This is a genomic window from Martelella limonii (genome assembly GCF_013344475.1).
GTDB lineage: Bacteria > Pseudomonadota > Alphaproteobacteria > Rhizobiales > Rhizobiaceae > Martelella > Martelella limonii.
The window spans coordinates 237,451-257,276 of sequence record NZ_JABUOU010000002.1 but is presented as its reverse complement, the minus strand read 5'-3'; the positions used below and the strand labels follow the sequence as shown (position 1 = coordinate 257,276).

At 62.1% G+C, this 19,826-nt stretch carries 19 protein-coding genes; 8 read left to right on the top strand and 11 right to left on the bottom strand.

Annotated elements, in window-relative coordinates; translation table 11 throughout:
• Positions 1–14: 14 nt before the first annotated feature.
• A complete protein-coding gene (locus HPQ62_RS06375) occupies positions 15–758 on the top strand; it encodes an MOSC domain-containing protein (protein WP_174801686.1) in 744 nt (247 codons plus the stop codon).
• Positions 759–811: 53 nt separating this feature from the next.
• Here HPQ62_RS06375 and HPQ62_RS06370 read toward each other — a convergent pair whose 3' ends face one another.
• Positions 812–2,476, bottom strand: coding sequence for an FAD/NAD(P)-binding protein (locus HPQ62_RS06370; RefSeq protein WP_174801685.1), 1,665 nt, complete (start codon positions 2,474–2,476; stop codon positions 812–814).
• A 204-nt stretch (positions 2,477–2,680) separates the two neighbouring features.
• On the opposite strand from HPQ62_RS06370, the gene ggt reads away from it, so the two are divergent.
• Entirely contained in the window at positions 2,681–4,483 is a 1,803-nt protein-coding gene (gene ggt / locus HPQ62_RS06365) for a gamma-glutamyltransferase (RefSeq protein ID WP_174801684.1), read from the top strand.
• Positions 4,484–4,733: 250 nt separating this feature from the next.
• On the opposite strand, the gene nusB is transcribed toward ggt, so the two are convergent.
• The 5 genes from nusB to HPQ62_RS06340 form a co-directional block, all read right to left on the bottom strand.
• Entirely contained in the window at positions 4,734–5,198 is a 465-nt protein-coding gene (gene nusB / locus HPQ62_RS06360; protein WP_174801683.1) for a transcription antitermination factor NusB, read from the bottom strand.
• A gap of 107 nt (positions 5,199–5,305) precedes the next feature.
• The gene (gene nrdR / locus HPQ62_RS06355) at positions 5,306–5,788 is read right to left on the bottom strand and encodes a transcriptional regulator NrdR (protein WP_174801682.1); all 483 of its coding nucleotides are present in this window, start codon (positions 5,786–5,788) and stop codon (positions 5,306–5,308) included.
• A 2-nt stretch (positions 5,789–5,790) separates the two neighbouring features.
• A complete protein-coding gene (glyA, locus tag HPQ62_RS06350; RefSeq protein ID WP_174801681.1) occupies positions 5,791–7,095 on the bottom strand; it encodes a serine hydroxymethyltransferase in 1,305 nt (434 codons plus the stop codon).
• 145 nt (positions 7,096–7,240) lie between these two features.
• Positions 7,241–8,527: a L,D-transpeptidase family protein gene (locus tag HPQ62_RS06345; RefSeq protein WP_174801680.1), complete on the bottom strand. Its 1,287-nt coding sequence runs from the start codon at positions 8,525–8,527 to the stop codon at positions 7,241–7,243.
• Between the two features lie 121 nt (positions 8,528–8,648).
• Entirely contained in the window at positions 8,649–9,026 is a 378-nt protein-coding gene (locus HPQ62_RS06340; protein WP_174801679.1) for a DUF6163 family protein, read from the bottom strand.
• A gap of 132 nt (positions 9,027–9,158) precedes the next feature.
• Here HPQ62_RS06340 and hemB point away from each other — a divergent pair, with 132 nt between their 5' ends.
• The 5 genes from hemB to HPQ62_RS06315 all read left to right on the top strand — a co-directional run bounded on the left by hemB (position 9,159) and on the right by HPQ62_RS06315 (position 12,925).
• Entirely contained in the window at positions 9,159–10,181 is a 1,023-nt protein-coding gene (gene hemB, locus HPQ62_RS06335; RefSeq protein ID WP_174801678.1) for a porphobilinogen synthase, read from the top strand.
• A gap of 80 nt (positions 10,182–10,261) precedes the next feature.
• Entirely contained in the window at positions 10,262–10,729 is a 468-nt protein-coding gene (locus HPQ62_RS06330; RefSeq protein ID WP_174801677.1) for an RDD family protein, read from the top strand.
• An 86-nt stretch (positions 10,730–10,815) separates the two neighbouring features.
• Positions 10,816–11,568 (top strand): arginyltransferase, encoded by a 753-nt coding sequence (locus HPQ62_RS06325; RefSeq protein ID WP_174801676.1) that lies wholly within the window; start codon positions 10,816–10,818, stop codon positions 11,566–11,568.
• Positions 11,569–11,682: 114 nt separating this feature from the next.
• On the top strand, positions 11,683–12,150 hold the full coding sequence (gene mscL / locus HPQ62_RS06320; protein WP_174801675.1) for a large conductance mechanosensitive channel protein MscL: 468 nt from the start codon (positions 11,683–11,685) through the stop codon (positions 12,148–12,150).
• Positions 12,151–12,295: 145 nt separating this feature from the next.
• Positions 12,296–12,925: a LysE family translocator gene (locus HPQ62_RS06315; RefSeq protein ID WP_174801674.1), complete on the top strand. Its 630-nt coding sequence runs from the start codon at positions 12,296–12,298 to the stop codon at positions 12,923–12,925.
• Positions 12,926–12,940: 15 nt separating this feature from the next.
• Here HPQ62_RS06315 and parC read toward each other — a convergent pair whose 3' ends face one another.
• Positions 12,941–15,220 carry a DNA topoisomerase IV subunit A gene (parC, locus tag HPQ62_RS06310; protein WP_174801673.1) on the bottom strand — a complete coding sequence of 760 codons (2,280 nt, stop codon included), beginning with the start codon at positions 15,218–15,220 and terminating at the stop codon, positions 12,941–12,943.
• 167 nt (positions 15,221–15,387) lie between these two features.
• Here parC and HPQ62_RS06305 point away from each other — a divergent pair, with 167 nt between their 5' ends.
• On the top strand, positions 15,388–16,617 hold the full coding sequence (locus tag HPQ62_RS06305; protein ID WP_174801672.1) for a hypothetical protein: 1,230 nt from the start codon (positions 15,388–15,390) through the stop codon (positions 16,615–16,617).
• 228 nt (positions 16,618–16,845) lie between these two features.
• Here the strand turns inward: HPQ62_RS06305 and HPQ62_RS06300 are convergent, their stop codons facing one another.
• The 4 genes from HPQ62_RS06300 to pcaC form a co-directional block, all read right to left on the bottom strand.
• Positions 16,846–17,922, bottom strand: a complete 1,077-nt coding sequence (locus HPQ62_RS06300) for a 3-carboxy-cis,cis-muconate cycloisomerase (RefSeq protein ID WP_174801671.1) — start codon at positions 17,920–17,922, stop codon at positions 16,846–16,848.
• A gap of 119 nt (positions 17,923–18,041) precedes the next feature.
• On the bottom strand, positions 18,042–18,641 hold the full coding sequence (gene pcaG / locus HPQ62_RS06295) for a protocatechuate 3,4-dioxygenase subunit alpha (protein ID WP_174801670.1): 600 nt from the start codon (positions 18,639–18,641) through the stop codon (positions 18,042–18,044).
• A 1-nt stretch (position 18,642) separates the two neighbouring features.
• Positions 18,643–19,371, bottom strand: a complete 729-nt coding sequence (gene pcaH / locus HPQ62_RS06290; protein ID WP_174801669.1) for a protocatechuate 3,4-dioxygenase subunit beta — start codon at positions 19,369–19,371, stop codon at positions 18,643–18,645.
• Entirely contained in the window at positions 19,364–19,750 is a 387-nt protein-coding gene (gene pcaC, locus HPQ62_RS06285; protein WP_174801668.1) for a 4-carboxymuconolactone decarboxylase, read from the bottom strand. Before pcaC ends, pcaH begins: the two co-directional genes overlap by 8 nt.
• Positions 19,751–19,826: the final 76 nt, after the last annotated feature.

The following is a 19,826-nucleotide window of genomic DNA, read 5'->3' as shown; positions in this document are numbered from 1 at the left end:
AACAAGAGGACGGCATGGACACACTGGGCGAAATCATCGAAATCTGGCGCTATCCGGTCAGTTCGCTCGGCGGCGAGATGCTGTCATCGGCAGTCCTTGGCAGCGACGGCATAGCATTCGATCGTGCGTGGTGCGTCTGCGATGCCGCGACCGGCGCGCCGGCTGCGCCGGAAAAGGAGCTGCGCTGGCGCCCCGCGCTGTTTCTGTCGTCGAGGCTCGGCGAGGACCAGAGGCCCGAGATCGGCTTTCCGGGTGACGACTGGATGCCGGTCGATGATGACGTTCTCGCCGAACGGCTCGGCGAACATTTCGGCTTCGCCGTCGATGTCCGACCCTATGCGCGCAACGCCGATGACGAGGGGCCGACCGCGACCAACCGCTATCTGCCCTCCCCGCTTCATCTGATCACCACCGATGCCCTGAAACATCTGGCAACGCTTGCCGGCACCGATACCGTGTCCAGTCGGCGCTTCCGTCCAAATGTCGTCATCGAAACCCACGGGCTTCAGGGCTTTCCCGAAAAGGCCTGGGTCACGGAACGGCTGAACCTCGGCGATGCGCTGGTGGTGGGCTATGAAGAGACCCGCCGCTGCGGCATGACCTTGACGCCGCAGCCGGAGCTTCCGGAAAATCCGGATATCCTGCGCTCGATCCTGCGTCACAACCGGCGCAATTTCGGCATCTACTGCACGATCGAGGCACCAGGCATGATCGCGACCGGCGACAGCGCGAGTCTTGCGGGAGATGCCACGCTGTAATTGTCTCGCCCTGTCCTCCCTCGCAGTCTCACGAGATCTGCCAGCAGACCCGATCAGGCGGCCGTCCGCTCCGCCTCGTTTTCGCTTGCGAGAATGGCAGAGGCGATCACGACGCCGATATCGCGCGCAGAGGTGATGCCCTGGACGAATGGCAGCTTGTGCAGCAGGAACGAGATCGAACCGCAATAGAGATTGCGCGTGAGATTGTCCGTGAAGTTCGGACGGAAGGCATCGTCGAGATCGACGCCGCCGGTGCGCACCATCCCGCCATCCGCAGACATGAGCCCGGCGCGCGTCACCGCCCCATTGATCACGCCCTGACGCAGAAGTGACGGGAACGGCAGGTCGCGGGCCGAAAGCGCGTGCTGGCCCGTCGCATCGATGAAGGCCTCGAAGCGAAGCTCGTCTCCCTCGAACCGCACCACCGCACCGCGCGGGACGCTCTGATTGTCGATATCGGCATCATTGCCGATCGCGACCACATCGAGTTTGTCGGCGCGGTAGAGCGCGAGAAGGCGGCGGATCGAATCGTGCGGCACCGTGGCGTAGTCATCGACAAACACGGTCTTGAAGTGCCTGTGGAACCGCTTGAGATCGTGTTCGTCGAGGTGGGGGATCGCCCGGGCGATTACCTCGTGCATGCGCAGGATCGCATAGCGCCATTCCACGGTCTGGCGGCGCTTTCGGTTCATGTCCGCCTCGGCGAGATTGCGGGCCGCATGCACGAAGGCATCACTGGTCTGGCGCTCGCTGAAATATGCCTCCGCCAGTGTTTCGACCGTCAGCATGCCGAGCCCTATGCGTGCCGCATAGTCAGGATCTGCCAGCGCCAGTTCCTGTCGGAACAGTTCGAACACCGCGTCGAGAAGTCCGTGCTCATGGGTCGCGATCAAGGCTTCGATGGCTATTTCCGTGCAGACTTCAAGCGGCCTGTAGGGTATCTCGCAATAGAAATCCGCCTCCGGCAGGATCCCCTTGCGCGACATCATGGTCGCTTCAAACCCCTCCGTCCCGGCATGCGGCTGATATTGCAGGTCTCCCTGATCATCGAGGAGGAAAGCGCCATGCGCGGTCGCGACCGTGATCAGCGCGTCGATGCCGCTGAGAGATGTGCCCAGAATACCGACACTGACGGGCGGAATTGACTTCAGCGCCGGTGCCGGCCACGGCGAGACGAAATAACCGGGACGCGTCTCGGTCGTATCCGGAAAGTCATGACCGGTTGCAAGCACCACATGGTCAAACACTTCCCGCACCGTTTCGCCATCCGGCGTGGTGATCGTCAACTCGGCGTCATCGCGTGCAAGCTGAATATCAGCGACCCGATGCCCTGCCCTGATCGTGATATCGTGACCATTTTCGAGACCTTCCCGCACCAGTCCGTAAAACTGGGCCTGGAAATATTCGCCAAGAACCACGCGCGGGTAAAACTCACGCTCGGCAATCGCATCGCGCGCGATGCCGAGATCCTGCAGCACCGGATCGGTCTGTCTGCGCAGCCATCCCGTCAGCGTCTCGCAGACCGGCGGAATCTCGATGCTCGCGATATTGGAAAGCATTGCTCGGTCATTGATGTGCGGCTGGTAGGGCATGCCCTTGCCGGGTGCATCCTCGCGCTCGAAGACGGTGATGGCAAGCGGCATGTGCCGGCCGATCAGCCCCTTGAGCGTGTAGATCCCGGTGGGGCCGGATCCGATAATCGCGATTTTGGAAGTCATGGTTGAACCTTTGACAGCTATCTGAAGGATAACAGTTTCGATGAGTTACATGTTCCCGATCCAGTCAAGATCGCCGAACGCGCCTCGTTTTCAGCGCAAGAAGCCATTTGTCATCAAGGCCAGTCTCGCCTTACCATGTTTCCATGACCGAGGCGTAAGCGTGCATGACTGCGCTCTGCCCGATCGGAAAAGGGAGACCGAGCGATGATGAGATTGTTGGCAGGCAGTGCCGTGATTGCGCTGCTTTCCGTGCCCGCCGCCGCACAGCAGGCGGCAGACAGCGTGGCACCGGAAGTCGGAACGGACACCACAGGCTTTGCAGACGCACCGCCAGCCGTCGAGGCGGCACTTGCCGCCAAGGCCGAAGGCAAGCCGGTCGAGGCAGAGAAATGGATGGTGGCGGCAGCCAATCCGCTTGCCGTCGAAGCTGGCGCGAAAATTCTCGAAAAAGGCGGCAGCGCTGCCGATGCGATGGTCGCCGTGCAGGCGGTTCTGGGGCTTGTGGAGCCGCAGTCCTCCGGGCTTGGCGGCGGCGCGTTTCTCGTCTGGTACGACGCTGAAGAAGACCGGCTGACGACGCTGGATGGGCGCGAGACAGCGCCGCGCCTTGCCACGCCCGAACTGTTTCTCGATGCGGGAGGACAGCCGCTTCAGTTCTTCGATGCCGTGGTCGGTGGGCTCTCCGTCGGCACGCCCGGCACGCCGATGCTGATGGAGGAAGCGCACACACGCTGGGGGAATCTGGCCTGGGACGGGCTCTTCGAGGATGCGATCGCGCTTGCTTCGGACGGCTTTGCCGTATCGCCGCGGATGGCCGGCCAGATTGCCGAGGATCGGGACAGGCTCGGCCGGTTCGAGACTACCGGCACCTATTTCCTGCCGGGCAATGAACCGCTTGCCGCCGGCGCGCTTCTCAAGAACCCCGCCTATGCCGAAACCCTGAAGGCGCTTGCTGCCGAAGGGGCGGACGCAATCTATTCCGGGCCGATCGCGGAGGACATCGTCGACACCGTGCAGGGGGCGGAGGGCAATCCGGGGCTGTTGTCGATGGAAGACCTCGCCGCCTATCGGGTGGTGGAGCGAGACCCGGTCTGCGTCGGCTATCACGGCTACGACGTCTGCGGCATGGGCCCGCCCTCTTCCGGCGCGCTGACCGTCGGGCAGATCCTCGGATTAACGGCGGAGAAGGACCTCGCCGGTCTTGGGCCGGACAATCCCGAAAGCTGGCGGTTGATCGGCGATGCCTCGCGCCTCGCCTTCGCCGATCGCGGCCGCTATATGGCCGATACCGATTTCGTGCCGATGCCGCTGAAGGGGCTGGTCGCGCCCGATTACCTCAGGATGCGCGCGAAGCTGCTCGATGGCGACAAGGCGCTGGAAGCGGTTGAACCGGGTCTGCCCGCCTGGGATCACGCCATGATCCGCCATGGCGACGGTGACGCGATCGAACTGCCCTCGACCACCCAGATCGTGATCGTCGATGCCGACGGCAATGCGCTGTCGATGACCTCGACCGTCGAGAACGGTTTCGGCAGCCGGCTGATGACCAGGTCCGGCTTTCTGCTCAACAACGAACTGACCGACTTTTCCTTCGAAACCCATGACGATGCCGGTTATCCGATCGCCAATCGCGTCGAGCCCGGCAAGCGTCCGCGTTCATCGATGGCGCCGACGATCGTGATGAAGGATGGCAAGCCGGCGCTGGTCATCGGTTCGCCGGGCGGCAGCTCGATCATCGGCTATGTGGCGCAGGCAGTGATCGCCTATCTCGACTGGGACATGAACATCCAGGATGCCGTAGCCATGCCGCATCTGCTGAACCGGTTCGGCACCTATGACATCGAAGCAGGCACCGATGCGGAGGCGATGGCGGCACCGCTCGAAGCCATGGGCTTCAAGGTCAAGCTCGGCGCGCAGACCTCCGGCCTGCAGGCGATCGCGATTGAGGATGGCAAGCTTTATGGCGCGGCCGATCCGAGACGCGAAGGCATCGCGCTCGGGGAGTAGCGAACCTCGACCCGCTTAATGCCGGCGGTGGGTTCCTGAGCTAGCGGCTTGCTCCCAATACTCTCTCCCGCTTGCGGGAGAGATGCCCCGAAAGGGGCAGTGAGGGTGATGCAGCTTGTCAGACCGTGAGGGCGTCCGTTTGGATGGTCTCCCCCCTCACTGTCGCTTTCGCGACATCTCTCCCCTCCGGGGCGAGAAGATTGGGGGGCTATGCGGCCTCTCTTAAGAGGCGATAAACCGCGGTACGGGCTCAGCGCTTGCGCTCGGCGCGTTCGCGCCGGGCGATGCGGTCGAGCACGGCGTGAACGAGCTTTGCCTCCTCGCCCTCGAAGAAGGCGGTGGCGATCTCGACATATTCGGTAACGATGACGGCGGTCGGCACATCGGGCTTGGAAACGATCTCGAACACGCCGGCACGCAGGATGGCGCGCAGCGTCGAATCAAGACGCGACAGCGTCCAGCCTTCAGAGATCGAACCGGCGATCATCGGATCGAGCGTCTTCTGATCCTTCACGACGCCGGTCACGATCGAGCGGAACCAGGCCGCATCCGCCTTCAAATAGGTTTCGCCGTCAACTTCCTTGCCGAGGCGATAGACTTCGTATTCGGCCAGGACATCGGCAAGCGCGGTGCCGCCGATATCCATCTGATAAAGGGCCTGAACGGCGGCGAGACGCGCCGCGCCCCGCTGATTGGCGGTCTTTTCCGTGGTCATGCTGCTCCTCGCAATCCGGCAGGGATGCGGTGATTATGGTTGCGCAAACGCGCGTCTGATGCCGCTAAACCATGGGCGCAGACGGCATGCAAGCGTTTTGGTGTATTTCAGTCGTGCTCGACGCCGGTTTCACGCGCAAGCTTTGCCGAAAATTCCGAGATGATCTCCTCGAAATCTTCCGTGGTCGAGAAGTCGCGGTAGACCGAGGCGAAACGGACAAAGGCGACATCGTCGAGGTTTTTCAACGCCTCAAGCACAAGAAGCCCGATTTCTTCCGACTGCACTTCCGGCTCGCCCGAGCTTTCCATGCGCCGGACGATGCCCGACACGGCGCGCTCGATGCGCTCGCGTTCGACCGGGCGCTTTCTGAGCGCGATCTCGAACGAGCGCACCAGCTTGTCGCGATCGAACGGCACCTTGCGACCGTTCTTCTTCACCACCACCAGTTCGCGCAATTGAACGCGTTCGAAGGTGGTGAAGCGCCCGCCGCAATCCGGACAGACGCGCCTGCGGCGGATGGACGTATTGTCCTCCGCCGGGCGCGAATCCTTGACCTGCGTATCAAGCGAATTGCAGAACGGGCAACGCATCCTCAGCCCATATAGCCGTACATCGGGAAGCGCTCGGTGAGGTTGACCACCTTGTCACGCACAGCGGCTTCGACGGCGGCATTGCCCTCATCCGAGTTCGACTGCTTCAGCCCGTCGAGGACTTCCACGATCAGCGAACCGATCTCGGCGAACTCCTTCTCGGTGAAGCCGCGCGTGGTGCCGGCCGGCGTGCCGAGGCGGACGCCGGAGGTCACGAAGGGCTTTTCCGGGTCGAAGGGGATGCCGTTCTTGTTGCAGGTGATGTAGGCGCGGCCAAGGGCTGCCTCGGCGCGCTTGCCGGTGGCGTTTTTCTTGCGCAGGTCGACCAGCATCGAGTGGTTGTCGGTGCCGCCGGAAACGACATCCAGACCGCCTTCCATCAGCGAGCCGGCAAGCGCGCGGGCGTTCTTCACCACCTGCTCGGCATACTGCTTGAACTCCGGCTGCAGCGCTTCGCCGAAGGCCACGGCCTTTGCCGCGATGATGTGCATCAGCGGACCGCCCTGAAGGCCCGGGAAGACCGCGGAGTTCACCTTCTTGGCAATATCGGCGTCATTGGTCATGATCACGCCGCCGCGTGGACCGCGGAGCGACTTGTGGGTCGTGGTGGTAACAACATGGGCGTGCGGGCACGGCGACGGATGCACGCCGCCGGCGACGAGGCCTGCGATGTGGGCCATGTCGACCATGAGATAGGCGCCCACCGAATCGGCGATCTCGCGGAACCGCTTCCAGTCCCAGATGCGCGAATAGGCCGTGCCGCCGGCAATGATCAGCTTCGGCTTGTGCTCCTCGGCCTTGGCGGCGACCTCATCCATATCGATGAGATTGTCTTCCCGGCTGACGCCGTAGGAAACAACGTTGAACCATTTGCCGGACATGTTCACCGGCGAACCATGGGTCAGGTGCCCGCCCGAATTCAGATCGAGACCCATGAAGGTATCGCCCGGCTGCAACAGTGCCAGAAACACGGCCTGGTTCATCTGCGAACCGGAGTTCGGCTGAACGTTGACATATTCAACGCCGAACAGCTTCTTGGCGCGCTCGATCGCGAGTTCCTCGGCGATATCGACGAACTGGCAGCCGCCATAGTAGCGCTTGCCCGGATAGCCCTCGGCATATTTGTTGGTCATGATCGAGCCCTGCGCTTCGAGCACGGCGCGCGAGACGATGTTTTCGGACGCGATCAATTCGATCTCATGGCGCTGACGACCGAGCTCCTTGCCGATCGCGTCGAAGATTTCCGGATCGGTATCGGCGAGATTGCGGTTGAAGAAGTTCTCGGTAAACGGTGTCTGGCTGGTCATCGCGGGCTCCTGAATGTTTCGGGCTGAAGCGTTCCGTAAAGGCGATTGCGTTCTAACGCCGGCCTTTCAAAGGTGCAATAGACGAATGCCGCCGACAAGCATGGCTTGACGGCGGCATTTTCAAGTCACGATACGAAGGATCGGTTTATTCGATACCGGTCGTCGTCTGAAGAGCGAGTTCCGGTGCGCCATCGAGATTGTAGATATCGTCGCGGAACTGGACGATACCGTCCTTGGTCGACCATGCGGTGATGTAGACGAAGTGGTTCGGCACCGGATCGGCAAGATTCACCGGCGTCGAAATGCCGGCATGGATCGTTTCCTCGATCTTCTGACGGTTCCAGCCGGGGGTGTTCTTCAACAGCCATACATCGAGGTCGCGGACATTGCTGATGCGCACGCAGCCGGACGATTCGAAACGCACCACGTCGTTGAAAAGCGACTGGCTGGGCGTGTCGTGCATGTAGACCGCGTACTTGTTGTGGAAGTTGATCTTGGTCGAGGCCATGGCGCTGTTGGGACCCGGATCCTGACGGAAGGTCAGGTTCGGCGCGGTCTCGGCGTTCCAGTCCACCGTCATCGGATCGACCTCCTGACCCTTGCCGTTGTAGAGGCGGATCTTGTTGTCGACCAGATAGTTCGGGTCCTTGCGCATCAGCGGCATGATATCCTTCTGGATGATCGAGCGCGGCACGGTCCAGGGCGGATTGAAGATGACTTCGAAGATCTTCGAGCTGAGAAGCGGCGTCGGGCGCGAGGGACGGCCGACGATGGCAACGTTGCGCAGCGCGACGACATCGTTTTCAACGGCCTCGCAATAGGCTGCGGGAATGTTGACCAGCACGTAACGCTGACCGAGGTCTGAGCCGAGATCCTCGACGCGGGCGAGATTGGTCTCAAGCTGCGCCAGACGCACAGCCGCGCTGACATTCAGCGCCTTCAGCGTGTACTCGTCGATATAGCCGGTCTCGGCCAGGCCGTGGCGGGCCTGGAAGCGCTTGACGGCGCCCTGGACGTAGGAGTCGTACTGATCGGACATGCCGGCTTCCTGCGGCATGTCGCCGGAGACCATCAGGCGCTGGCGCAGCTGGCGCACGGACTGATCGTAGACACCGAACTGCAGCGGCACGTTGGGGTGGACTTCCGGCCAGCCGCCATTGGCGTTGATGCGCTGATATTCCGCCATCGCCTGCATGATGTTCATCGGGGCATTGGGGCTGAGGATCGGCTGGTTGGAGCTGACCGCAGCCTGGGCGCGCGACGTGACGGCATCGAACTGCTCGTCCCAGTTGCCGCGGCCGGGGGTGTTGATCAGAGCATCGACAGCTGTCTGGGCTGCCGCAAGCTTGGGAAGCGCCACCACACCGGCTGCAGCAGCAATGAAGCTGCGCCGCGAAACGGCCTTGGTGATCTTGTTCAGGTCTTTTGTCATGGATTCCAAATCTCGTTTGTCCCTCGGGCGTCAAAAACGCCTGCGTTGGTCTGCCCTTGCATATCAATATGGCCAATTATTGTCGGGTTTCAAATCGACCCCGGCTATCATTGGCGCCATTCTACCGGTGGCGAATGAAGGCAAGGTAAATCCAGAAGGCGCCGTAGAGGCCAAACAACAAAATGTGAAGACCGACAAAGGCCGGCGTCGCCGACAAGGCAACCTCGACAACCGCTCCGATCACCCAGAGCACCAGCCCCCAGCCAACGCCGAACCACAAGCCTGCAGCCGCGACCGGATAGGCGACGGCCAGCACCACCTCGACGATCCGCTGATCCGGCGAAATCAGGTCGAAACGGCCATCGCCCGCAAGGCCGATGAGCTCGGCCCAGTTGTAAAGCGCGATCACCAGCAGGAATGCGGCCACGCAGCGCTTGAAGGCGACGAAGGCGGTCTGCGAGAAGCTTTGCTGAGGGGGGCGCGTCTGTTCTGAATTCATGGCGCCTTATACGCTCAAAACCGGCTCTGACAAACCCTGAACGAATGGATGGCAGCGACAAAAAGTCGTGTTTTGCGCAAGCCCCCGGCATGCTACAAGCCGGGCCGGAACAAGGACACTGCGGAGAACACGATGAGCGATGCGAACGACAAGACCCACCTGGTGGACAGGATCACCGGTCACCGCCGCATGCGCCGACTGCGCAAGGCCGACTGGACCCGCCGGCTGGTGCGCGAGAACCGGCTGACGGTCGATGACCTGATCTGGACGGTGTTCGTCATTCCGGGCGACAATATCGAGGAGCCGATCCCCGCCATGCCCGGCGTGATGCGCATGAGCGTCGACCGGCTCTGCGAAGCGGCGAAGAAGGCCGCCGATCTCGGCATTCCGGCAATTGCGACCTTTCCCAATATCGAAATGGAAAAGCGCGACATGACGGGTTCGGAAGTGCTGAACCCCGACAATCTCATCAACCGCGCAACCCGCGCGCTGAAGAAGGCCGCACCATCGCTCGGCGTGATCACCGATGTCGCGCTCGATCCCTTCACCAGCCATGGCCATGACGGCATCCTCTCCGGCGAGGAGATCGTCAACGATCAGACCGTCGACCAGATCTGCGAGGCAGCGGTCGCCCAGGCGCAAGCCGGTGCCGATATCATCGCACCGTCGGAAATGATGGATGGCCGGATCGGCGCCATTCGAGAACGCCTCGACATGGCCGGCTTCCAGGACGTCGCGATCATGTCCTACGCCACCAAATTCTCGTCCGGCTTCTACGGCCCCTACCGCGAGGCGATCTCCACCAAGGGCCTGCTGAAGGGCGACAAGGCGAGCTATTACGTCGACACCGCAAACGCCACGGAGGCGCTGCGCGATGCAGCCCTCGACGTGGAAGAAGGTGCCGACATGCTGATGGTCAAGCCCGGCCTTCCCTATCTCGATATCTGCTGGCGGCTGAAGGACACATTCGGTCTGCCGGTCTTCGCCTATCAGGTCTCGGGGGAGTACGCGATGATCAAGATGGCCGCAGAGCGTGGCGCGATCGATGGCGATCGGGTCATGATGGAGACGCTACTGTCGTTCAAACGCGCCGGCTGCGACGGCATTCTGACCTATTTCGCGATCGAAGCGGCCGAGAAACTCGCAAAATCGTGATCACGGCTCTCCGCCTTCATTGCATTTGCCGGGAGACACCCCACATCTTTCGGCAAGACAATATGAAACCGGAGACAGAGATGACCCTTGAACGCGACATGCCCTATCAGGCGCCCACGACTGACCATGCCTATTCGGGCGTGCTGTCGCGCCGGGTAATGGCGTTCATAGTCGATTACCTGCTGATCGCGATCCTGTGGGTTCCGGCCGCGGTGGTGGTGTTCTTCCTCGGGATCGCCACGCTCGGGCTCGCCTTCTTCCTCTATCCGGTCCTCTACTTCATCGTGGCGGGCTTCTATTTCGGCTTCAGCATCGGCGGAACCGCCCAGGCTTCGCCCGGCATGCGCATGTTCGGCCTCAGAATGCTGCGCACGGACGGGCTGAAGATCGATTTCCTGACCGCACTCGTTCATCTGGCGCTGTTCTGGCTGTTCAATTCGCTGCTGACCCCGCTGGTTCTGCTGGTCGGCCTTTTCACCGATCGCAAGCGGCTGCTTCACGATTTTCTGATCGGCGCCGTCGTGGTGCGAGAGGAAGCGCGCTACTGAAATCGCGCTTCGCGAAATCTCCAAGGTTGACGTTCCCGCGATTTGCGCCATGCTGTCGGTGAGTGTCGTTGCATGGTACGCCGGGCATGAATACGCAAACCTTTCAGTCGCCGCAGTTCTACCTGACCGCACCGGCCCAGTGCCCCTATCTTGAGGCAGAGCGGGAGCGGAAGGTGTTTACGCATCTTGTCGGCCCGCGCGCCGGCGAGATGAACGAACTGTTGACCCAAGGCGGTTTCCGCCGCTCCCAGAACATTGCCTATCGCCCTGCCTGCGAACATTGTCGCGCCTGCGTTTCGGTGCGCATCGTTGCGGGCGAATTCGAATTCGGCCGTTCGCTGCGCCGCACCAGGGCGAAGAATGCCGATCTGGTCGGCACGGAGCGTCCGGCATTTGCGACGGCAGAACAGTTCGACCTGTTCCGCACCTATCTCGACAGCCGCCACCAGCGCGGCGGCATGGCCGACATGAGCCTCGACGACTACAAGGTCATGGTCGAGGAAACCCATGTGGAAACCCGGATCATAGAATACCGGGTTGCAACCGGCCTGCTCGAAGAGGAGGGCGAGCTGGTAGGGGTCGCGCTGTCCGATTTCATGGTCGACGGGCTGTCCATGGTCTATTCCTTCTTCAATCCCGCTTATGTGAAGCGTTCGCTCGGCTCGTTCATGATCCTCGATCATGTGGCGCGCGCCCGCACGCTTGGCCTGCCCTATGTCTATCTCGGCTACTGGGTAAAGGGGTCACGCAAGATGGATTACAAGAAACGCTTCCACCCGCAGGAGCATCTGACCGCACAGGGATGGGAGCGCGCCGCGCCCGACCCGGAAGACAGCTGAACTTCCCCACTTTTTTCCATGCCCCGCTGGAAGCCGGGCGGCTGCAGCGCTAGATTTCAATCGGAAGCAACGCAATAAGCGCTGTTCATTGTCGCAAACCGAGGGTCAAGCTGCATGCTGAAGGAATTCCGTGATTTTATCGCCAGGGGCAACGTCGTGGACATGGCGGTGGGCATCATCGTCGGCGCCGCATTCACGGCGATCGTGCGATCGGTGGTCTCCGATCTGATCGACCCGATCATCGGCCTCATCATCGGCGGCATCGATTTCTCGGACATGTATGTGGTCCTGAGCGGCAGCGTTCCGGAAGGCGCGAGCCTGTCTGCAGCGCGCGAGGAAGGCGCGGCGATCTTTGCCTACGGCTCTTTCATTACCGCCGTCATCAACTTCCTGATCATCGCCTTCGTCGTGTTCATGCTGGTCAAGGCCATCAATCGGGCGCGCGCGGCCGCAGAAGAGCATCGCAAGGCCGCCGAGAAAGAGGCCGCCGTTCCAAATCCTCCGCCCGGCCCGAGCGAACTTCAGGTGCTCCTGGAGATCCGCGACGAGCTGAAGAAGCGCGATGCATCCGCAGCCAGCTAGGCTTCGGACGCGACTCGCCCGAACGCCTGATCATCATGCCGACGGGCGGCTTGCTATGTTCTTCTTTTGTTCGTATATTCATCGGAACGGCCGTCGCTCGCCGGAGGGTGCGGCCCTCGCCTGAGCGCTGAAGGAGAGGCTGCCGATGCTTTGGGACTATCTGCCGCAATTCATGCTCGCCTGGTCGATCCAGCTTGTCGGCGTTGTTTCGCCGGGGCCTAGCGTGATGCTGATCCTGGGTGTAGCGATGGAACGTGGGCGCGGCTCGGCCTTGGGAACGGCATTTGGTGTCGCCTGCGGGAGCATGACGCTTTCGATCGCAACTGTGCTCGGCCTTTCGATCGTCTTCGCAAAGCTTGCCTATGCGATGGAGATCGTGCGCTTCTTGGGCGCAGGCTACCTGTTCTTTCTGGCGCTGAAATCATTTGCCAAGGTGGTCAACCCGCCGCCGCTCAAGGCTGCGGCATCGGCGCCCGGATCGCTGCGCAGGCAGGCGGCTGCCGGCTATATCCTTCAGGTTTCGAACCCCAAGGCAATCCTGTTCTGGCTGGCAATTGCCGGCGTCGGCGGCGTCGGCGATGCCCCGGCCGCGATCATCCCGGTTTTCGTGCTTGGCTCGTTCCTGCTGTCATTTGCAGGCCACGGCGCCTACGCGCTGCTGTTGTCGAGCGGCGTCGTCCGCGCCGGCCTCACCCGTTTCCGCCGCGTCGTCGAGGCGACGCTTGGCGGCTTCTTCATCTTTGCGGGCGTGAAGCTTCTGACGGCGAAGGTTTAGGCACCTCGGAAATGCCTATCCCTTGAACTTGCCGTTCCTCGGGAAGCCCTTGGGCGCGATGCGGCCGGCCATGGCACGGTCGCCGCGCCATTCCAGCAGCTCATCCTCGGAGCGCGTATGGGTGCGCCCGGCGCTGTCTTCCCAGGTCAGGCCAGCGGCAAGCGTGAATGTCTTGGCATCCGACAGGCCGCCATCCTTGTAGCGCTGGAGCCGGACGCCCTTGCCGCGGGCCATTTCGGCAACCTGCGAGATCGGAAACACGATCAGCTTGCGGTTCTCGCCGATGACGGCGATGTGATCGCCCAAGATCGGCGTCAAGAGCTTGACCTCGTCCTTGGCAGACACATTCATCACCTGCTTGCCCTTGCGGGTATTGGCCACCATCTGGTCTTCGTCAACGATGAAACCATTGCCTGCGTTGGACGCGATCAGCTGCTTGCGCGAGGCTTCGTGGACGAAGGCCGTCACCACATCCTGATCGGCATCGAAATCCACCATGATGCGCAGGGGCTCGCCATGTCCGCGCCCGCCCGGAAGCTTGTCCGCGCCAAGCGTGAACACGCGGCCGCCTGTCGTGACGATCAGCAGCTTGTCCGTGGTCTGGGCCGGGAAGGCGAGCTTGAGGCTGTCGCCTTCCTTGAACGCCACGCTTGACGTATCGACATGGCCCTTCAGCGCCCTGATCCAGCCCTTTTCGGAGATCACGACCGTGATCGGTTCCTTCTCGATCATCGCCTGCTGGATCGCCTCGATATCGGTCTCGGGCGCAATCGCGAAGGTCGAGCGGCGGCGGCCGATCTCTGTCGCCTTGGCAAAGCTCTTCTTGACCTCGCCGATCTCCCAGGCAACCGTCTGCCACTGTTTCTCGTCGGAGGCGAGCAGTCCCTCGATCTCGGACTTTTCAGCGGTCAACGCGTCGAATTCCTTCCGGATCTCGAATTCTTCGAGCTTGCGCAACGCGCGCAGGCGCATGTTGAGGATGGCCTCGGCCTGGACGTCCGTGATCTCGAAACGGGTCATCATCACCTGTTTCGGCTCATCCTCCTCGCGAATGATCCGGATCACCTCGTCAAGGTTCAGATAGGCGACCAGCAGGCCGCCGAGAATTTCGAGCCTGCGATCGATGGCTGCAAGGCGATGCCGGGACCGGCGCTGAAGGACGTCGCGGCGGTGGCCGAGCCACTCCTTCAGCACGTCCACAAGGCCCATCACCTTCGGCACCTTGCCCTGCGAGAGCACGTTCATGTTCATCGAGAAGCGCTGTTCAAGGTCTGTAAGCTTGAACAGCGATTCCATCAGAAGTTCGGGATCCACCGCGCGCGATTTCGGCGTCAGGACGACGCGGATATCTTCGGCGGATTCGTCCTGGATGTCTTCCAGCAGCGGCAGGCGGCGGGCAATCAGCAGCTCCGCGATCTTCTCGATCAGACGCGACTTCTGGACGCCATAGGGGATTTCGGTGATGACGATCTGATAATTGCCGCGGCCGAGATCTTCCTTTTCCCAGCGCGAGCGCACCCGGAAGCCGCCACGCCCGGTCCGGTAGGTTTCGACCATGGATTGGAAATCCTCGACGATGATGCCGCCGGTCGGGAAGTCCGGTCCCTGGATCATGTTCGCCTTCGGTCCCTCGGCGCCCGGCAGGGTCATCACATCCTCGATGGTCGCATCGGGATGCTTGATCAGATAGATCGCCGCCTCGCAGAGTTCATGGGCGTTGTGCGGCGCGATCGAGGTCGCCATGCCGACGGCAATACCGGTCGAGCCATTGGCAAGCAAGTTCGGAAACGCGCCGGGCAGCACCGCCGGCTCGTCGTCTTCCTCGTTATAGGTCGGGCGGAAATCGACGGCATCCTCGTCGATGCCTTCCAGCATCAGCGCGGCGACATCGGTCATGCGCGCCTCGGTGTAACGCATGGCAGCAGCGCTATCGCCGTCGATATTGCCGAAATTGCCCTGCCCGTCGACCATCGGATAACGCTGGGAGAAATCCTGCGACAGACGCACCAGCGCATCATAGATCGAGCCATCGCCATGGGGGTGGAACTTACCCATGACATCGCCGACGATACGGGCGCATTTCTTGTAGGCCGCATTGGGCCTGACACCGATCTCGCTCATGCCGTGAATGATGCGGCGGTGAACCGGCTTCAGCCCGTCGCGCACATCCGGAAGCGCGCGATGCATGATCGTCGACAGCGCATAAGCGAGGTAACGTTCTTCAAGCGCCTTGCGCAGGTCAACGACATCGATATTGTTGTCGCCGTCATCTGGCGGTGTCAGTTCTTTTCCCATGGTTTCGTGTTAGTGGATGCCACGGGCCGCTGCAAGGCAAGCAGCGCTCAATCCCCTGAAAACAAGGGAAATCGGCCGATTTTTGAGGCCGGTCATCGCAAAATTGCATTTCGGCCTTATATGGCCCCTAAACCAGACAGCAGATTCAGTTTCCAAGGGAGCATTTCATGCGCATGACACGTCTCAAACAGGTTTTCCTCACAGGCAGTTTCCTGGCGATCTGCGCGGCTCCCGCTTTCGCGCTCGACACCGACGACCTGATGAACAAGATCAAGGCCGTCAACGAGCAGCAGAGCCAGCTTACCTTCACCTATGACAGCGCGGTTGAAGGGCCGGACGGCAACGTCACGATCACGGGCATGGTGTTTTCGCCCGTTGCGAATGAAGGCGAGCTTGAAGATTTCAAGCAAACCGCGCCCGTAACGATCGCGCTCGAGAATGTGACCGAGGCAGCCGATGGCAGCTATCTGATCGGCAAGACCATGGTGCCCTCGATGGGATTTGCGATGGATGACGTCGATGTCGCGATCGCATCCATGACCGAAACCAATGTTCACGTGCCGGCCACGCCCGACACGCTGCTTCCGGCCGGATGGGGCTATGGCGAGACCACCGAGATCAACGGCATGACCTTCGACTTTGACGGCGATGCGGCCATGACGGTCGACAAGATTGCGGCCCAGCAGACCTTCAACGACGCCCGCACCAAGGCGGACTACAATGCCGACGTGACCGGCATCACGCTTGACCTGTCCGGAAACGATGAGATCGACGCCGACAAGAAGGCGATGCTTGAAGAGCTTGGCCTGATGAAGACCAGTTCGACCCTCAACATCAACGGCGACTGGGATCTGAACTCCGGCATCCTTAACCTTGCCCGCTACAGCCTTGCGACCGACAATGTCGGCACGCTCGACTTTACGCTTGAAATGTCCGGCCTGACGCTGGAAACGCTCGAAACCTTCAAGGCCATTTCCGAGATCGCCGCCACCGAGCAGGACAGCGATACGCCTTCCGAGGAAAATCCCTACCAGAAGGAACTCATGGAACTCGGCCAGAAGATCGGCATCAAAAGCCTGTCGCTGGGCTTTTCCGATGAGGGCGATTTCACCAACCGCGTGATCGCCGCCATGGCACGCGAGAAGGATACGACGCCGGAGGCAATGGTCTCCGATCTGAAATCGCAGATGCGTTCCAGCCTTGGCCAACTCGAGATGCCCGAGCTTTCTGCCGCGGTGTCGACGGCTGTCTCGACCTATCTTGCCGATCCGCAGAACATCTCCGTCAGCATCAAGCCGCGCATGCAGATGCCGATCCTGGCCGTTGTGATGGCAGGCGCCGCCGCGCCCAAGTCCATTCCGCAGCTGCTGAACCTGCAGATCAGCGCGAACCAGTAACTTAAATGGGGGGAGAGTACCTCCCCCCAGACTGCTGAGAAACTCGCGGCTGCAGAGGTCTTGGTCCAGGCCAAACTTTCCCAAGCGTGTCGTCCCCGGGCGCGACCCGAGCATCCGGGAGACACGAAGCCAAAGGCAGAACGGCTAAAGGCCTGCGAGATTCAATGCCCTCGCGGCTCGGTCTTCTTCGCAACCCTCCGGCTGCGCCCGATCAGACCGGTCGCGCGCTCATTCTTCCCGTCCTCGGCTTTCGGCGGCCGGAAAGTCCGCGATCCGGACCACGCTTTCGATGAGCGTGATGCCTGCCGCCAGCGCACGCGCTGCGGCGGATGCCATTTGCGGCAGGATCATCCACTCCAGCATCCATGCAGCGCCCGAACGCTCCTGCTCGTGCACCAGCGCCTGATGCATGCCGGAAAGCTGGACGGCGTTGAAACGGGCGAGCGTCACGAGGAGTTCGGCAAGGACGGGGTTCTGCTTGTGCGGCATCGATGACGAGCCGCCGCCGCCTGACAGCGCGATGTCCCCGAGCTCTGCCATCAACGCGATATCCTGCCCGATCTTGCCGAGCGTGCCGGTGACCAGCGAGAGAAAACCCGCAAATTCGGCCACACCATCGCGCCGCGCATGCCAGGCGCGTGCCGTGGCGGCGAGCCCGAGACTGTCCGCCACATGGTCGGTCACCGCCTGGGCGTGCCGGCCAAGGGCGCGGCGATCGCCGGCCGCTCCGCCCACCTGCACGCATTCAATGCGCGGGCGCAGCACGCGGAGCCGGTCCGCATGATCCTCAAGCGGCAACCGCCACGATGCTATCCTGTCTCCCGCTGAGATTTCCGTGGCCGCCTGCATGCGGGTGCGGCCCATGAGCGGCACATGGCCGAAGCGGGCATCAAGCGCCTCCAGCGCCTGCCCCAGACGGATGAGCCGGGCCGCCACCAGGTCCGAAGTCGCCTTGAGCGTCAGTGCCAGGGCGGTGTCGATGACATCCTGCGATGTGGCCCCGTCATGGACCGGTCCCGCCCCGGCCTCGGCCCTGAGCGCGCGCACCAGCGCCGGAACCGGAACGCCGTCCCTTGCTGTGCCGGCGCGGATCGCGTCATCATCAACTCGCGTGGCGAGGATTGCGGCGGCGGCTTCTTCCGCCGCTCCAGCCTCGGCCAGTCCAACGCTGCCCAGCGCCCGGCTCCACGCGACCTCGAAGGCGAGCATATGCGCAAGCCGGGCCCGATGCGACCAGATCGCGGCGATCTCGTCATCGCCGAACAGGCCGGACAGCCAGGGATCTTCAAACACGCTTGCGCTCATCGCTTACTTTCCTGTGTGGCACGGACCATGGCGAAACCGTTTTTCGCCGACCTATCAGACAGCGGGGCCCCGGCATCCTTACAAAGGGTGACGCATGGGAGCGCGCGGAGCAAGGGCCGCTACATGTCGAGAAAGACGGTTTCGTTTGCGCCCTGCAGGCGGATATCGAAACGATAGCGGTTCTCGCCGACCTTCTTCGCGATCAACGTTTCCACACGCGTGCGGTGTTCGATGCGGGAAAGCAGCGGATCGCCATCATTGTCCTCGTCCTCGAAATAGATGCGTGTCTGCAGGCCGACATTGATGCCGCGCGCCACGATCCAGAGCGCAATATGGGGCGCCTGCATTACGCCCGAGCGATGGCGAACGCGGCCGGGCTTCACGGTTGAAAGCGTGAACTGGCCGGTCTCGGCATCGGCGGCAAAGCGGCAGAAGCCGGAGACCTTCGAGTCTGCACCCGCCTCGCCCGCGAACCTGCCGTCTGCGTCCGGCTGCCAGCTTTCGATCAATGCATCGCGCAAGACATTGCCCAGTCCGTCGTAGACGGCGCCGGTGATCTCGATGACCGTACCCCGCGCACCGTCCTCGAAGGACCGCGCGCCGATTTCGGTTTCATAGGAACCGCCATTGCCGGCATAGGTTGGCATCATGCCGATATGGACATAGGGTCCTGCGGTCTGGGAGGCGGTTTCGCGCAGTTTTTCGAGTTTCTGGGCCATATCACATCCCCTCCAGTCTGTTCTCGAACATGGTCTGGCGGCGGCCGCGCAGCACGATGTCGAACCTGTAGGCCAGAAAATCCAGCGGCCGAGACGAGGCCATGTCGAGGGGCGCAACGAGGTTGTCGAGCTGTCCGTGGTCCTTCACGGTTGCCGCGATCGGACAGAGCGGGATCAGCGGATCGCCCTCGAAATACATCTGCGTGATCAGCCGCTGGCCGAAACTGTGACCGAAGATCGACAGATGGATATGCATCGGCCGCCAGTCATTGCCGCGATTGGGCCAGGGATAGGCGCCCGGGCGAATGGTGAGAAACTGGTAATAGCCGTCGTCATCCGTCAGCGTTCGCCCGCACCCGCCGAAATTGGGATCAAGCGGGGCAAGATAGCTATCCTTCTTGTGGCGATAGCGACCGCCGGCATTGGCCTGCCAGATTTCGACAAGCGTCCGCGGCACGGGCCGCGCATTTTCGTCCAGAACCCGTCCGTGGACCAGGATCCGCTCGCCGATGGCGGGCGCCTTGCCTTGCGTCCAGTTCAGGATGAGATTGTTGTCGAGCGCACCGAACAGGCCATGACCGAACATCGGGCCGGTTTCCTCCGTCGGGCCGCTTTCAAGCGACAGCAGCGGCAGGTTGGGCGAGCGGGAGACCGAGGTCTTGTAGCCCGGATCCAAGGCGGGCGGATGGGCCGCGCGGTCACGCGGGATCAGGGGACCGGGATCACTCATCTTTTGCCGCCTCCATTTCGGCATAGGTTTGTCTGGCGAGCTTCAGCGCGTGGTTGGCGCGCGGGACGCCGGCATAGATCGCCACATGCTGCAGCGCCTCCTGCACATCGCGCTTGCTTGCCCCGGTGCGCGCCGTTGCGCGGATATGCATCGGGATTTCCTCGAAATTTCCGGTTGCCGCAAGAAGGGCGAGCGTGAGCATGGAACGCTCGCGCCGCGAAATGCCGCCCGACGCCCAGACCGTGCCCCAGGCGGCTTCCGTGATCAGGGCCTGAAACGGCGCATCGAAATCGGTCTTGGCCGCCTCGGCCCGGTCGACATGATCATCGCCGAGCACCGCCCGGCGCACAGCCATGCCGTCATCGTAACGTTCGCTCATCGGACCATCCCTCCCAAAAGCCGAGCCAGCCACACCGCTCCCGCAGGCCCCGCGCGCACGAGCTGCGCGGCGCGAT